We start from the raw sequence: 13,189 nt of genomic DNA, 5'->3' as shown, positions 1-13,189 counted from the left end.
CGGAGGACCTCGTCCTTCATCGTCGAGCAGTGCTGCTTCGCGCGGTCCTCGCCGAACTCGTCGATCATGTCCTCGACGCACTCCTCCCAGGAGCCGCCGACCCCCTCCCAGTACTCGAGGACGCTCTCGCGGTCCCAGCCCTCCGGCAGGGAGTCGAGTCCGTTCACGTCCTCGTCGATCACCTCGGCGAGGCGCTCGCCGTCGGTGCGCTCGGGATCCTCGTCGAAGCCCGACGCCTCGAGCGCCGACGCCCGGTAGACCGCCGAGCCGACCGACTCGAGGCCGACGACGTAGGCCGGTTGGTCTGCCGTGGCCGTCACCTGTTCGTACTCGTCCTCGCCGCCCTCCTGCGGGAAGTCGAACGTTTCGGTCAGGACGGCGGCGACGACCCCACGCCCGTCCGGCGTCGCGACCACGTCTCCCTCCTCGTAGCGCGTGCCCATGTTCCGGAGTTTTCCGTCGCAATGGGTATGCGTTTCGCCTGAAAACGCAAATCAGAGCCACTCGCGGAGCGCCTCTCGGTCGGCGGTTCGGGCCGTCTCGACGTAGTACGACGCACACGCGTTCCCGAGCGCGAGAGCCGTCTCCCAGCCCCACTCACGGGCGAGCGCGTGGGCGAGTCCGGCGGAGAACCGATCTCCCGCCCCCGTCTTTCGGATCGGATCTTCGACCGAGCGGTTGTCCACCGCGACGATTCCGTCCCCCGTTGTGGCGACCGCTTCCGGGGCGGCGTGGAGCACCGCGGCACTGATCCCCGTCTCGACCCGGATGGCCGACAACCGCTCGCGTTCGTCGCCGTCGGCGTCGAGTGCCGTCGCCGCCGCCGCGAGTTCCGTCCCGTTGACGCTCAGAACCACGTCGTAGGTGGATTCGAGGTCGGAGAGGGCGTCGAACAGCTCCCGGATCTCGTGGGTCGAGCGGACCGTCACCGGGCCGGGGTCGAAGACGAGCGTACCGCCATCGAGCGGGGCGTCCGCGAGGTCGCGAAACGCCGCCGTCAATCCGGGAACGGACGCCCAGTTGCCACAGCAGACGGCATCGGCTTCGAGGCGTTCTCCCGGGTCGTCCGCGACGGCCCGAAACACGTCGATCGTCCAGTCGGCCAGTTCGGCCGAGCGCTCGGCGAAGAGCACGTCCTCGTCCATCGGGTAGACCTCGACCCGCGAGGGCTGGCCCATCGAGACCGTCTCGACCCCGAGGGCATCGAAGACGGGATGATCGAGGTGGCCGAAGAGGCGCACCGAGTCGCCGAGCGCGTCGGCCTGGACGGCCATGTTGACCGCCTGCCCGCCGGGTTCGGTCGAGCGGCGGTCGACCGGAAACGCCGGCGGGTCCTCGGTAAGCCGGTCGGCGAACGTCTTGCGGTCCTCGATCCGCTCGCCGTGGACGTCGTACGCGGTGTAGTAGACGTCGACGCTCCCGTCTGGAAGCGCGGTGACGGTTTGGCTCTCCCCGTCGGCTGCGAGCATCTCCGACAGTTCGGCGTAGCCCATACCGAGCGGGACGAGCGCGCGAGTGAAAAGGGTAGCCGGCGTGCGAACGGCGAGTCGAGTTCAGTCCGCGCTCGCGGGCGTGCGCGCGACGTCGATCTCGCCGCGGTCGATCTCGGCTTCGACCTCGCGGGCGGCCCGCACCATGTTCGCCATCTTCTCGTAGGCGACCTCCCTCGGGAGGAGCTTCAGCCCGCAGTCCGGCGAGATCGTCAGGTGGTCGGCGGGCACGACTTCGAGCCCCTTCTTGATGTTCTCCTTGATCTCGGCGACCGACTCGACCTCGGCGACGTGGACGTCCGTGACGCCGAGCGCGAGGTTGCCGGTGAACTCGTGCTCTTTGAAGACCTCGAGCTGTTCGTAGTCGCCGTTGGCGAGTTCGAGGTCGTACTCATCCACTGGATAGTCGAGGATCTCGGGGTAGATCCTGGAGTAGTCGCCGTAACAGACGTGCAGGCCGAGGTAGACGTCCTCGTGGATGTCCTCGGCGATGCGTTCGAGACACTCACCGACGATGGCGTGGTCGTCGGGCGTCGTCGCCAGCGCGGGTTCGTCGATCTGGATGTACCGCGCGCCCGCGTCGACGAGCTTTCCGATCTCCTCGTTGACGAGGTCCGCGAGGTCGTAGGCGAGTTCCTCCTCGGTGTCGTAGGCCTCGTTGAACGACCAGTTCGCCAGCGTGTAGGGGCCCGTGATCGGGATCTTGATCGGTCGGTCGGTGAGGCCGGCGGCGAACTCGTACTCCTCGACCAGCCAGTTCTCGTCGTACTCGACCTCACTGACCACCGAGGGCTTGTCGAAGTAGTTGTGGCCCCAGACCTTCACGGGGCCGTTGAACTCGTAGCCCTCGATCCGGTGGGCGAAGAACTCAACCATCTCGTTTCGCCGGACTTCGCCGTCGACCAGCACGTCCAGCCCCGCCCGCTCGTGTTCGTCGGTGATGACGCGGGCGGCATCGTCGGTCGCCTCCTGCCAGTCCTCGTCGTCGAAGTTCGCTTCCTCATCCTCCCACAGATCCCGGACCCGGTGGAGCCACTTGGGTTTGGGGTAGCTCCCCACCACCGTCGTCATGATGAACGTCTCGTTGTCGTGGTCGGGCCGGCGGAACTGATCGCGTTTCATGCGAGACACCTCCGGTGGCGAGTGTGAGCAGGGAGCAACTCCGTTGCGACTGAGTTCATGCCGTCACCTCCTCTCGGGCGGCGACCTCGCCCAGCGCCGCGAGCTTTTCTTTATATTTGTTCTCGGGAAGGTAAAATAATTCGGTATTGGTCGTCACGTACGTGGTCTCGAACTCCTCGGCGGGCAGGCGCTCGCCGATCCAGTCGATCCGCTCTGCGATCGTCTCGGGGCTTTCTACCAGTGTGTTCTGCCCGTCGAGCAGGCCGAGCGCGATCGAGTCCTTGGTGCCGTACTCCTGGATGTTGTAGAGGTTGTCGTCGACGTCGCTGACGAAGTCGTAGCCCACGGCGTCGATATCGGCGTCGAGCAGGTGGGCGTGGACCTTCTCCTCGAGCGCCCCCCAGTAGGTGTGGACGATCACGTCGGCGTCGGTCGCCGCGGCCACGCGATCGATCGCCTCGCTCGCGCGCTCGTCCTCGCCGTCTTCGGGCGGGTTCTCGACGAGCGACGGTTCGAGGAGAAAGAGCGTCTCGTGGGACGGGAACGCCGCGAGTTCGCCGGCGAGGAAGTCCGCGATCGCGTCGAGGAACTCGCCCTCGCCGTAGTGTTCGTCGGTCGCGAGGTCCGCGAGCGAGTACGGCCCCGGCAGGACGGCCTGCAGCGAGTCGGTCAGTTCGCTCGCCGACCGGAGTTCGCGGGCGACGTCGCCGCTCTCGGTCAGTTCGCCCGTCACCACGGGGTCGCGGTAGAAGTTGTTGTTGTCGTAGTACCGGACGATCCCGCGGGTCTCGACGTTCTCGTGGACCGCGAGCGGATGGGCGAGCATGTCGTCCCAGCGGGCCTGTCCTTCGACCACGAGGTCGAGTCCGGCCTCGCGCTGGTCCGCGATCAACTCCTCGCGGATCTCGTCGTAGACCGCGGTGATCTCCTCGTCCTCGTCGCCCCCGATCAGGTCGCCCTTCTGGTGGCCCTTCAGCCCCGAGAGGGCGTCCTTCCCCCAGTCGGGAAGGGGGTACAGCCCCGGTGTGGTCGTGACGATACTCATGTACTCGCCGTAGGTAATGCGACTGTTTAATATTTCTTATTCTGGTTGATGCCCAGAAGTAATATTCGCTCCTATCGAGCCAGTTCCAGTACCGACAGCGTCTCGAAGGGGAACGACTCCTCGGCGACGACGCCCGCCTCGAAGCCCCTGTTTTCGGCGTACTCGACGACCGTTTCGAACCCCGTGAGGCTGCTGACGAGCAACAGGGCGATGCCCTCGGGCGCGAGTACCCGCCCCACCGAGTCGAGGAAGGGTTCGATCACCGCGCGGCCGGACTCGCCGCCCGAGAGCGCGACCTCCATCCAGTCGTCCCACTCGGCCTCGGGATCGGTCGGCAGATAGGGTGGATTGAACGCCACGGCGTCGAAGACGCCCCGACGGAAGGGGGCGAGGAGGTCCCCACGGACGGCTTCGAGCCCCCGATCGCGGGCCCGCTCGCAGGCGTGGGGGTTGAGGTCGGAGGCGATCACGCGCGCGCCGCGTTCGGCGACCCGCCCGCCGACGTGGCCCGAACCGGTGCCGCAGTCGAGGACGGTCCATCCGGGTTCGACCGTTTCGACCGCCGCGTCGGCGAGGAGCGCGGAGTCCTCGGCGGCCCCGTAGACCTCGGTTTCGAGCCCGCGGCGCTCGGCGAGGTCTCGGGTCACTCCTCACCCTCCTCGGAGCCTCGTTCCGAGGCGGATCGGTGATCTCCAGGTCCCTCCGCGGTGGCTCGCGTATGGAGGTCGCGTTGCTCGCCCGTCCCGCGGGCCGTCTCGAACCGGCCGTTCCGATCCGAGAGGGAGCGTTGTGGGAACGGGATCGAGATCCCCTCGCGCTCGAACGCGTCGGCGATCGCCTTAATCACGGCCTGTTTCGCCCGCCAGCGCCGGCGCGCGCTCGGCTTGTCGATCCAGAAGCGGACCTCGAAGTCGATCGAGGAGTCGCCGAACCCGGTGACGGCGATCTGCGGGGTCGGCACCCGCATGAGCGAGTCGAGATCCGAGATCGCCTCGCGGATGACCGCTTCGGCCCGGTCGAGGTCGGTGTCGTAGTCGACGCCGACCGGGACCCGAAGGCGCAGGCGCCCCTTCTTCGAGCGGTTGTTGATCGTCTGGGAACTCACCTCGTCGTTCGGGACGATCATGTACTCGCCGTCGAACGTCTGGATCCGGGTGCTGACGATCGTGATGTCGCTGACGATCCCCTCCTGTTCGCCGATCTCGACCCAGTCACCGATCTCGAAGGGCCGCGAGAACATCAGGACGAACCCCGCGAAGATCGACGCGAGCGTCTGCTGGGCCGCGAGCCCGAGGATCGCACCGAGGACGCCGGCCCCGATCAACAAGCCGCTCAGGTTTACGTTCCAGAGCCCGAGAGCGACGAGACCGGCGAGCAGGTAGGTCCCGACCTGCGTGAGCCGGTAGGTCACCTCCAGTTGGTGTTCGCTGACCGTCTCGTGGCCGCCGAGCAGTTCGGTGAGTAGCCCCTTGAGGAAGCGCACGAAGACGAACGTCCCGACGAGCAGGCCGATCGTCAATACCACGCGACTGAACGTCCCGGCGTCGAGGTTCGCCTGATCGAACGCGAACGCGACGGTGCCGGCCTGCCCCCAGACCCCGATCACGACGGCGATCGCCCCGAGCAGCGAACCGGCGATGACGATCGAACCGGCCAGATCGACGACGGTGGACTGCACCTCGTCGTCGGGTAGCCGACGAAGGCGGGCGACGCTCCAACTCACCAGCGAGACGACCGCGACCGCCAGAAGCGTGATCGCGATTCGCGTCGGAACCGTCGGGTAGCGCTCGGCCAGAACGTCCAACCCGGCGAGGACCCCGCTCACTCGGGATCGCCCCGTTCGAGCGCCAACTCACACAGCGCGGCGAACTCGGCGGGCGCGAGGGTTCCGGCACGCCGTCCCATCAACCCCTCGTCCGCGGCCTCGACGACCGCCTCCGGTTCCTCGAGCCCGGAGATATGGCCCGTGTTGCGGATCGCGTTCCGGAGGGTTTTGCGCCGCTGGGTGAACAGCGCCTTGACGAACCGCAGGAAGAACGCCTCGTCCGAGACGGTGTACTCGGGGTCTCTGGGGCGAGCCCGGACGACCGCGCTCTCGACCGCCGGCGGGGGTGAGAACGCCTCCTTCGGGACGGTCTCGACGATCTCGGGGTCGGCGTAGTGCTGGGCCGAGACCGACAGCCGGCCGTACTCGGGCGTGTCCGGTTCTGCCACCATCCGTTCCGCGAACTCCCGCTGGAACATCAACACGAGCGGTCGCTTTTCGGGGAACAGGCGAAACGCGATCCGGCTGGAAACGCCGTACGGGAGGTTCGAGACGCAGGCCGTGAACTCCGGGAGCGACACGTCGAGGGCGTCGCCCTCGATCACGGTGAGACGCCCCTCCTCGATCTCGGTTACGAACTCGCGGCGGAGAAACGAGACGAGGTCCCGGTCGCGCTCGATCGCGGTGACGTGATCGGCGACGCGACAGAGCCTGTCGGTCAGCGCGCCGGTACCGGCACCGATCTCGAGGACGTGGGTGAGATCCGCGCCGATCCCGGTGGCGTACTCCGGGAGCCGATCGAGCACGCGGTCGTCGACGAGGAAGTGCTGGTCGGCGTTCGGGTCGCCGCGAACCCCGGCGCGAGCGAGCAGTCCGTCCGGGTCTCTCATTTCACGGGCATAGACGACCGCTCGCCCTAAACCTCTCGTTTCTCGTCCTCGTTATTCCTCGCGGGCGAACAGCCGGTATTTGAGTTCGTCCTCACGCAACTCCTCGAGGATCCGATCGGCGAGGACGCCCTTCGGGTCGTGAAGCCCCGTCACCCGGTCGTCGAGGTCTTCGAAGCTCTCGAAGGGCTTTCGCTTGCGTTCGTCGAGGATCGAGTTCCTGAGTTTCTTGCCGATCCCCGGCAGCAGGTTGAGCTGGTGGAGCCGGAGGGTGATCGGCTGGGCGTCGTTGTAGAAGGCGACGAACCGGTCTTCTTCCTCCTCGACGAGGTCCTCGATGACGTACTCCAGTTCCGAGCGCGCACCGCTCGAGATGTCCGCGTAGTCGACGGAGCGGACGCTCTCGACGCCCTCGGGCGGGGCAGAGAGATCGAGGCGGTCCCCGATCTTGACCCCGGCGTCGTCGGTGAGCGTCAGTTCGGAGAGGGAGAACCGCTCGCTGTCGAGGGCGAACGCGATCGGGGGTTTCTGGTAGCCCGGCCGGTCGTCGTCGGCGCGACCGTGGGGGAGGTAATCGAGGACGATCGCGTCCTCTGCAGGGGTAGCGTCGCTCTCGCTCATGGCGGACGTACGCGAAGCGTTCACTTAAAGAGTCGGCCGACTACGCGTACTGCGAGACGACGTTGAGGATCTCGTCGAGTTCGTCGCCCGAGAGCGAGTAGCGCTCCTGGGCGTACACCGAGCGCAGCTCGTCGCGGTCCCGCGGCAGGAGGTCCGCGATCTTGTAGGCGGTCGACTCGTTCACCTTCTCGAACTCCCGCAGGTCCGAGACGAGCGCGTTCGCGTCCTCGGGCGAGAGGAACGCAAACCGGTTGACGTGCTCGATCGCACGCGCGAGTTCGTAGCGCATCTCCCGGTCGGGATCGGCGGCGCGCTCGGCCTCCACGTCCGAGAGTAGCGCCTTGGTCTCCGAGACGGTGAGATACTCCTCGTCGAGCACCTCCTTGAAGATCGTCATTCCTGAGCGCGCAGGTGGGCGGGTTTGGCGATCAGCGTCTTTCGCTTGCCGCCGTCGGTGATCTCGACCTTGTACGCGGTGCCCTGTTTGCCGGCGACGACGCCGGTGTGACCGTTGAACCGGGGGTGGAACCGTCCCTCGGGGACGCTCGGGTCGATCTTGAGGTGGACGCGCTGGCCCTCCTCGTAGCGTGCGACCGCGCGCTGTGGCGGCGAGGTCCCGCGCTCGCGCGGGTGGTTCGAGAGTTTCTTGCGTGTGCCGTTGAGGGGTCCGTTCGAACTCGGCATAGTCGTACCGACGAGTTACCCCGTGACGGTTATAAATCGTATGATCCGTCGAGGACAAGAGTAATCGACCCGGCCACGCGACAGCGTGTATGGACGACTCCGAGGAATCCACCACGAAGCGAATCGAGACCCGCGCGATCCACGCCGGGCAGGTCCCCGACGAGGAGACGGGCGCGCTCATGACGCCGATCCACGCCAACTCGACGTACGTGCAGGACGCCCCCGGCGAGCATCGCGGCTACGAGTATTCCCGTACCGGGAACCCCACCCGGACGGATCTGGAGGCGAACCTCGCCTCGCTCGAGGGCGGCGAGTTCGGGCGGGCCTTCTCCTCGGGGATGGGTGCGATCAACACCGTCTGTAACCTGCTCGAATCCGGCGATCACGTCGTCACCGGCGAGGACGTCTACGGCGGGACCCACCGCATCTTCACGCAGGTCTACGAGGACTACGACATCGAGTTTACGTTCGTGGACATGACCGACCTCGACGAGATCGAGGCGGCGTTCCGAGAGAACACGGAGCTACTGTGGCTCGAAACGCCCACGAATCCACTCATGTCGATCGTCGACATCGAGGGCGCGAGCGCGATTGCACACGAACACGACGCGCTCTGCGCGATCGACAACACCTTCGCCACGCCGTACCTCCAGCGCCCGCTCGAACTCGGCGCGGACGTGGTCTGTCACTCGCTGACGAAGTACCTCGGCGGGCATTCGGACGTGGTCGCCGGCGCGCTAGTGACCGACGACGCGGACCTCGACGAGCGCTTCGGCTTCTACCAGAACTCCGTGGGCGCGACGCCCGGTCCCTTCGACTGTTTTCTGGTCCTCCGGGGGACGAAGACCTTGCCTGTGAGAATGGATCGTCACTGCGAGAACGCCCGGAAGATCGCGGGGTGGCTCGACGATCACGCCGACGTGGATAGGGTGTTCTATCCCGGCCTCGAATCGCATCCGGGCCACGAGATCGCCGCCGAGCAGATGGACGACTTCGGCGGGATGTTGAGCTTCGAACTCAACGGCACCCTCGAAGAGGCGAGCACCCTCGTCTCCGAGACGGAGGTGTTCACGCTGGCCGAGAGCCTCGGCGGTGTCGAGAGCCTGATCGAGCAGCCCGCGCCGATGACCCACGCGGCGATTCCCCGCGAGGAGCGGGTCGCGGCGGGGCTCACCGACGGCCTGATCCGGGTGAGCGTCGGCATCGAGAACGGCGAGGACCTGATCGCGGATCTGGAGCAGGCGATCGACACCGCCGTGAACTGAGTGCCGGAGGGCCGCTCACAGTGGAGTGGTGGCCTCGCTCAGCGGACGCCGAATCGGCGTCCGCTGAGCGAACGGGGAAAGGCTGGTATACCGGAAGCGGCGCGGAATCCCGCGCCGCGACCTGACGGACCTGGAGAACATAAAAAGGGCGAGCGGCAGACGCCAGTCTGCCGTGAAGGCTTTTGTGGAAATGAAAAGGGCGAACAGCCGCTGTCAAGCGGCTGTGAGGGCTTTCGTTAGATGCGGCCGACGTTCTCGACTTCGACGCTCTCGACGCCCTCGACCTCCGAGAAGCGCTCCTCGACGGCCTCCGTCCCTCCTGCGTCGTCGGGGACGATCACGGTCGGGAGCAGCGCCACGAGGCCGAAGGCGACGTCGTCACGCTCGAACCCGTTGATCTTCGCGCCCTCGGGGAGCGACCCCTCGAGGCGGTCCTGAAGCTCGTCGAGGTCGATCTCGGGGCTCTGGGGCATCACCTTGAGTTTCGCGGCGACCTTGCCCATGATCAGGGCCCCGTGAAACCGCAATCGGGACACTCGTAGAGGTTGCTCTGCTTGCGACATTTCGCACAGCGGTAGATCCGGGTTCCACACTCGGGACACGCGAACCGGGCGGCGTTGGTCCCCGAGATGTTGATCCCACACGAGACGCACTTTCGCGCCTGCTTCTGTTGGGACTGACTCATACCCCGTCCTTACCTCGCGGCGCTTTTAACCGTTGTCGTTCCCGATCGGGCCGTGCTATTCGCCCCAACGGAATCGGGGGATCGACCGATCCATATCGAGATCAGAGCCCGTAGTAGAACAGCGCGATCGGCCCGATCAAAACGCCCATCAGATGGACGCGGTTCGCCCCGAAGCGCACGGGGACGAACCCGACGAGCGCGCTCACGAGGAAGACGACGATACCGATCGCGCCCGCGAAAGCGTACGACAGCACCACGAGCAGTGTGAGAACCACGAGACAGAGTTTTGTGTAATCGACCCGCCCGATGACCCGAAGATACCAGTCGCCGACGACCAGAACGAGGACGAACCCGATTGCGGCGGCGATGGCGACGCTCGAAAGCAGAACGGGGAGGTTCAGCGGTACCTCGGTGCGTTCGAGCGCGACGAGCACGCCCGTCCGGGGTGCGCCGAGCGCCACCAGCGCGAACAGCGCGAAGATCGTGTTGGCGGTGTTGACCCCGCTGGTCGCGATCACGAACCCCCGGTCGCCGCTCGAACCCGGAAGCGCCAACAGCGCGATCACGGCCGCGATGGCGCTCGATACCCCCGGAAGGTAGCCGACGACCGCACCCGCGAGCGCGCCGGCCGCCGCGGGCAGCAACACCGCCCGCCGGGGCGACCAGGATCGGTGCGCCAAAGAGCCCCGCGAACAGCGGCGCGAGGACGTCGCCGTACAGCGGTGCGTCCGGGGCGAGGTCGAGCGTCGTTATTCCCAAGAGAGCGCTGATCGAGAAGGCGAGCACCCCGCCGACGAGTCCTGAAACCGAGTTCTCCGTGAGGAGCATGATCGCGACCACGGTTCCGAGAACGAGCGGCATGTTCGCCGCGAGCGTCGGCCACGCCTCGACCATCACCAGCGTCACCGGGACCGCGAGCGGCACGGCGAACACGACGGCGAGGGCGCTGCCCATCGCCGAGAGGCGCAGCGCCTCGTAGCCACGCCCTTCGAGCACGAGGCGATGCCCCGGCAACGCGATCACCGCCATGTCCGCGTCGGGGACGCCGAGCGCGAGCGCCGGCACCACGTCGAGAAAGGTATGGGCGACGCCCGCCGAGAGCATCGCCGCGCCGACCAGAAGCGGCGGACCCGGGATCAACGGCGCGAGTCCGGCGAGGATCAGCGCGAAGTTGTTCGCGTGCAGTCCCGGCGTCAGGCCGCTCGCGGTCCCCAGAAGGACGCCACCGAGGACGAACGCGAGCGCCTGGAGCGCGAACGAGGGGTCGCTGGTGACGGTGACGCCGAGATCCACGACCCCTCTGGACCCGGTTCCGTATTTGAACCTCCGGGCTTGCGAGCGGAGCGTCCCCTCTTCACGCGGAAAATAAACGGAAGAACTCGTATCGAGGCGTCTAGCCGAACAGCTGGCCGAGGCCCTCGCCGCCCGCGTCGTCGTCCTCGTCGTCCTCTTCTTCCTCGGCTTCGGCCTCTTCCTCGGCCTCGCCGCCTTCGTCGGCCTCGTCGCCCTCGCCGCCCGCGGCGCCACCGGCCGCCCCGCCCGCGGCGGGAACGGCGGCGGCCTGCTCGACGGCCTCGTCGATGTCGACGTCCTCGAGGGCGGCGACGAGCGCCTTCACTCGGGACTCCTCGACGTCGGTACCAGCGGCCTCGAGGACGCTGGTCAGGTTGTCTTCGTTGATCTCTTCGCCGGTCTCGTTCAGGATGAGTGCTGCGTAAACGTATTCCATTTTGGTATCTCCTCGTTATCCGAACATCGCTCCGAGACCTTCGCCGCCCGCGTCGTCGTCATCGTCGTCGTCCTCGGGTTCGGCGTCGGCCTCGTCTTCGTCAGCCTGTTCTTCCTCGTCCGCTTCCGCGTCGGTCTCTTCCTCCGCGGGCTCGGGCGCTTCGACGCCGCGAAGCTCCTCGGGAAGGGCCTCCTCGTCGTCGATCCGTGCGGCAAGTGCGCGCACCTGCGCGTCGGCCTTGCTCACGAGGTCGTCGGCGAGGTCGGGGCTCTCGATGGCGGCGAACAGGCCGAGGCTCTTCGCCTCGCCCGTCGCCTTCGAGAGCAGCGCGGGTGCCGTCTGGGTCGTCGGGTAGACGGCGTTGATCGAGAGGTTCCGCGCGCCGGCGGCGGCGGCCTCGATGTCCGCGCGGTACTCGTCGACGTCGATCGCGAGGTCCTCGGGATCGAAGAGGATGCCCTCGCTGTAGACGGATCGAAGGTCGAGTCCGACCTCCTTGGGCTCGATGCCGAGCTCCGAGAGGACGTTCGCGAGGTCCTGCGAGACCTCCTCGCCCTCCGAGAGGACCTGCGAGTCCTCGGTGACGTGGATCGAGCCGTCCTGAATCCGGGCGGCGGCGCCGACCTGCTGGAGTTCGCCGACGAACGGGCCGGGGTCCACGCCGGTATCGCCCTCGGGGATGACGATGTCGTTCGGCGCGACCTCGCCGGCACCGATCGGTGCGGGCGTCTTCGACTCCTCGAGCTGTTTGTACAGCCCGAACGGGTTGTCGTTCGTCCCGATGACGCCGACCTGTCCCGTGACGTGTCCCGTCAGCTCCTCGAGGCCGTCGTTGACGTCCTCGAGCGCGCGGACCAGCAGCGTGTTTCGACTGACGCGCAGCTCCGCGCTGCCGTGGAGGTCACGGCGCATGTTCTGGAGCTGTCTGCTCGGGATGCCGGCGATGTTGACGACGCCGACGCTCGCGTACGAGTCGAGCATCTCGACGAGTTCGTCGACCTCTTCGCGCTTCCACTCGGGGAGGTTCTCCGTTTTGCGTTCGGTCTGTGTGGTGCTCATCTAGGCCACCTCCACGGCCGGCCCCATCGTGGTCTTGACGTAGACCGAATCGATGTTGAGCGGTCCCTTCTCCAGGTCGCCGTACAGCCGGCGCAGGATCGTGTCGATGTTGTCCGCGATGTCCTCGGCAGACATTTCCTCGGTGCCGACGAGCGCGTGGAACGTTCGTCGGTCGCGGCTGCGGACCTGCACCGTGTTCTTCATCCGGTTTACGTTCTCGACGACGTCCTCGTCGGGCTGGAGCGGCGTCGGCATCTTCCCGCGGGGGCCGAGCACCTGCCCGAGGCTCGCACCGATTCGCGGCATCATCGAGGCCTCGGCGATGAAGAAGTCTGTGTTGTCGGCGAGGTCCTTCGCGGCGTCCTGGTCGTCGCCGAGGTCTTCGAGGTCGTCGTTCGAGAGGACCTCGTCGGCGACTGTTTCGGCCCGGACGGCGGTTTCGCCCTCGGCGAAGACGACGATACGCGTGTCCTGTCCCGTTCCCGAGGGGAGGACGACGCTCTCGTCGACGCGGTTCGACGGATCGTTGAGATCGAGATCGCGCAGGTTGATCGCGAGGTCGATCGTCTCACGGAAGTTCCGTGGGGGGGCGTCCTCGAGTGCGCGAGCGACTGCTTGTTCTATGTCCTGATCTGCCATCGTTCACCTCCGTAGTACGACGCGTGTCTGCTACGGTGTGAAACAGGCATACTGTCGGTCGTAGCTGGGTCGATGGGATCACCACGCCGCAGTGGAGATCCCGTCGACCGGCGGACGATCGTCAGTATCTCGGCCTGTCTCTACCTGAAAAAGTGGAATGGGCGACTTAAACCCGTCGAACCGGTAGCCGGGGGAAAG

Annotated in this window: 16 protein-coding genes and 1 pseudogene; 2 read left to right on the top strand and 15 right to left on the bottom strand. The window is 66.7% G+C overall.

What is annotated here, in order from left to right; translation table 11 throughout:
- The first annotated feature begins 29 nt into the window (after positions 1-29).
- Positions 30-485: a hypothetical protein gene (locus QRT08_RS04240; RefSeq protein WP_286044664.1), complete on the top strand. Its 456-nt coding sequence runs from the start codon at positions 30-32 to the stop codon at positions 483-485.
- Between the two features lie 9 nt (positions 486-494).
- On the opposite strand, the gene QRT08_RS04235 is transcribed toward QRT08_RS04240, so the two are convergent.
- The 9 genes from QRT08_RS04235 to QRT08_RS04195 all read right to left on the bottom strand — a co-directional run bounded on the left by QRT08_RS04235 (position 495) and on the right by QRT08_RS04195 (position 7,614).
- Positions 495-1,493 carry a PfkB family carbohydrate kinase gene (locus QRT08_RS04235; protein ID WP_286044663.1) on the bottom strand — a complete coding sequence of 333 codons (999 nt, stop codon included), beginning with the start codon at positions 1,491-1,493 and terminating at the stop codon, positions 495-497.
- A 60-nt stretch (positions 1,494-1,553) separates the two neighbouring features.
- Positions 1,554-2,612: a methionine synthase gene (locus tag QRT08_RS04230; RefSeq protein ID WP_286044662.1), complete on the bottom strand. Its 1,059-nt coding sequence runs from the start codon at positions 2,610-2,612 to the stop codon at positions 1,554-1,556.
- Positions 2,613-2,667: 55 nt separating this feature from the next.
- Complete coding sequence (locus tag QRT08_RS04225) at positions 2,668-3,657, bottom strand: 5-methyltetrahydropteroyltriglutamate--homocysteine methyltransferase (protein ID WP_286044661.1); 990 nt, start codon at positions 3,655-3,657, stop codon at positions 2,668-2,670.
- A gap of 71 nt (positions 3,658-3,728) precedes the next feature.
- The gene (locus QRT08_RS04220) at positions 3,729-4,304 is read right to left on the bottom strand and encodes a HemK2/MTQ2 family protein methyltransferase (RefSeq protein WP_286044660.1); all 576 of its coding nucleotides are present in this window, start codon (positions 4,302-4,304) and stop codon (positions 3,729-3,731) included.
- A complete protein-coding gene (locus QRT08_RS04215; RefSeq protein WP_286044659.1) occupies positions 4,301-5,482 on the bottom strand; it encodes a mechanosensitive ion channel family protein in 1,182 nt (393 codons plus the stop codon). The genes QRT08_RS04220 and QRT08_RS04215 overlap by 4 nt, the downstream gene beginning before the upstream one ends.
- Positions 5,479-6,312 (bottom strand): 16S ribosomal RNA methyltransferase A, encoded by an 834-nt coding sequence (locus QRT08_RS04210; RefSeq protein ID WP_286044658.1) that lies wholly within the window; start codon positions 6,310-6,312, stop codon positions 5,479-5,481. Before QRT08_RS04210 ends, QRT08_RS04215 begins: the two co-directional genes overlap by 4 nt.
- A gap of 51 nt (positions 6,313-6,363) precedes the next feature.
- Positions 6,364-6,930 (bottom strand): DUF655 domain-containing protein, encoded by a 567-nt coding sequence (locus tag QRT08_RS04205; RefSeq protein WP_286044657.1) that lies wholly within the window; start codon positions 6,928-6,930, stop codon positions 6,364-6,366.
- 40 nt (positions 6,931-6,970) lie between these two features.
- Positions 6,971-7,327 (bottom strand): RNA polymerase Rpb4 family protein, encoded by a 357-nt coding sequence (locus tag QRT08_RS04200; RefSeq protein WP_286044656.1) that lies wholly within the window; start codon positions 7,325-7,327, stop codon positions 6,971-6,973.
- The gene (locus QRT08_RS04195; RefSeq protein ID WP_286044655.1) at positions 7,324-7,614 is read right to left on the bottom strand and encodes a 50S ribosomal protein L21e; all 291 of its coding nucleotides are present in this window, start codon (positions 7,612-7,614) and stop codon (positions 7,324-7,326) included. Before QRT08_RS04195 ends, QRT08_RS04200 begins: the two co-directional genes overlap by 4 nt.
- An 89-nt stretch (positions 7,615-7,703) precedes the next feature.
- Between QRT08_RS04195 and QRT08_RS04190 the strand changes: the two genes are divergently transcribed.
- The gene (locus tag QRT08_RS04190) at positions 7,704-8,879 is read left to right on the top strand and encodes a cystathionine gamma-synthase (protein WP_286044654.1); all 1,176 of its coding nucleotides are present in this window, start codon (positions 7,704-7,706) and stop codon (positions 8,877-8,879) included.
- A 236-nt stretch (positions 8,880-9,115) separates the two neighbouring features.
- On the opposite strand, the gene QRT08_RS04185 is transcribed toward QRT08_RS04190, so the two are convergent.
- The 6 genes and pseudogenes from QRT08_RS04185 to QRT08_RS04160 all read right to left on the bottom strand — a co-directional run bounded on the left by QRT08_RS04185 (position 9,116) and on the right by QRT08_RS04160 (position 12,991).
- The gene (locus QRT08_RS04185; RefSeq protein ID WP_286044653.1) at positions 9,116-9,382 is read right to left on the bottom strand and encodes an elongation factor 1-beta; all 267 of its coding nucleotides are present in this window, start codon (positions 9,380-9,382) and stop codon (positions 9,116-9,118) included.
- 2 nt (positions 9,383-9,384) lie between these two features.
- Positions 9,385-9,564 carry an HVO_2753 family zinc finger protein gene (locus QRT08_RS04180; protein ID WP_286044652.1) on the bottom strand — a complete coding sequence of 60 codons (180 nt, stop codon included), beginning with the start codon at positions 9,562-9,564 and terminating at the stop codon, positions 9,385-9,387.
- A 101-nt stretch (positions 9,565-9,665) separates the two neighbouring features.
- A pseudogene (locus tag QRT08_RS04175) lies at positions 9,666-10,857 on the bottom strand (tripartite tricarboxylate transporter permease).
- A gap of 100 nt (positions 10,858-10,957) precedes the next feature.
- Positions 10,958-11,293, bottom strand: coding sequence for a 50S ribosomal protein P1 (gene rpl12p / locus QRT08_RS04170; RefSeq protein ID WP_286044651.1), 336 nt, complete (start codon positions 11,291-11,293; stop codon positions 10,958-10,960).
- 15 nt (positions 11,294-11,308) lie between these two features.
- A complete protein-coding gene (locus QRT08_RS04165) occupies positions 11,309-12,352 on the bottom strand; it encodes a 50S ribosomal protein L10 (RefSeq protein ID WP_286044650.1) in 1,044 nt (347 codons plus the stop codon).
- A complete protein-coding gene (locus QRT08_RS04160) occupies positions 12,353-12,991 on the bottom strand; it encodes a 50S ribosomal protein L1 (RefSeq protein ID WP_286044649.1) in 639 nt (212 codons plus the stop codon). It lies immediately after the preceding gene.
- Between the last annotated feature and the right edge of the window lie 198 nt (positions 12,992-13,189).

Origin of the sequence: Halalkalicoccus sp. NIPERK01, assembly GCF_030287405.1 — an archaeon.
GTDB lineage: Archaea > Halobacteriota > Halobacteria > Halobacteriales > Halalkalicoccaceae > Halalkalicoccus.
Note: the sequence above shows the minus strand (reverse complement) of the source record. Positions and strands in the feature narration are given on the sequence as shown.

What these genes read in the sequence shown, in the direction of transcription:
- QRT08_RS04235 (WP_286044663.1), bottom strand. Translation starts at nt 1,493, where the DNA reads ATGGGCTACGCCGAACTGTCGGAGATGCTCGCAGCCGACGGGGAGAGC.
- QRT08_RS04210 (WP_286044658.1), bottom strand. Translation starts at nt 6,312, where the DNA reads ATGAGAGACCCGGACGGACTGCTCGCTCGCGCCGGGGTTCGCGGCGAC.
- QRT08_RS04205 (WP_286044657.1), bottom strand. Translation starts at nt 6,930, where the DNA reads ATGAGCGAGAGCGACGCTACCCCTGCAGAGGACGCGATCGTCCTCGAT.
- QRT08_RS04190 (WP_286044654.1), top strand. Translation starts at nt 7,704, where the DNA reads ATGGACGACTCCGAGGAATCCACCACGAAGCGAATCGAGACCCGCGCG.
- QRT08_RS04225 (WP_286044661.1), bottom strand. Translation starts at nt 3,657, where the DNA reads ATGAGTATCGTCACGACCACACCGGGGCTGTACCCCCTTCCCGACTGG.
- QRT08_RS04165 (WP_286044650.1), bottom strand. Translation starts at nt 12,352, where the DNA reads ATGAGCACCACACAGACCGAACGCAAAACGGAGAACCTCCCCGAGTGG.
- QRT08_RS04180 (WP_286044652.1), bottom strand. Translation starts at nt 9,564, where the DNA reads ATGAGTCAGTCCCAACAGAAGCAGGCGCGAAAGTGCGTCTCGTGTGGG.
- QRT08_RS04200 (WP_286044656.1), bottom strand. Translation starts at nt 7,327, where the DNA reads ATGACGATCTTCAAGGAGGTGCTCGACGAGGAGTATCTCACCGTCTCG.
- QRT08_RS04195 (WP_286044655.1), bottom strand. Translation starts at nt 7,614, where the DNA reads ATGCCGAGTTCGAACGGACCCCTCAACGGCACACGCAAGAAACTCTCG.
- QRT08_RS04160 (WP_286044649.1), bottom strand. Translation starts at nt 12,991, where the DNA reads ATGGCAGATCAGGACATAGAACAAGCAGTCGCTCGCGCACTCGAGGAC.
- QRT08_RS04185 (WP_286044653.1), bottom strand. Translation starts at nt 9,382, where the DNA reads ATGGGCAAGGTCGCCGCGAAACTCAAGGTGATGCCCCAGAGCCCCGAG.
- rpl12p (WP_286044651.1), bottom strand. Translation starts at nt 11,293, where the DNA reads ATGGAATACGTTTACGCAGCACTCATCCTGAACGAGACCGGCGAAGAG.
- QRT08_RS04230 (WP_286044662.1), bottom strand. Translation starts at nt 2,612, where the DNA reads ATGAAACGCGATCAGTTCCGCCGGCCCGACCACGACAACGAGACGTTC.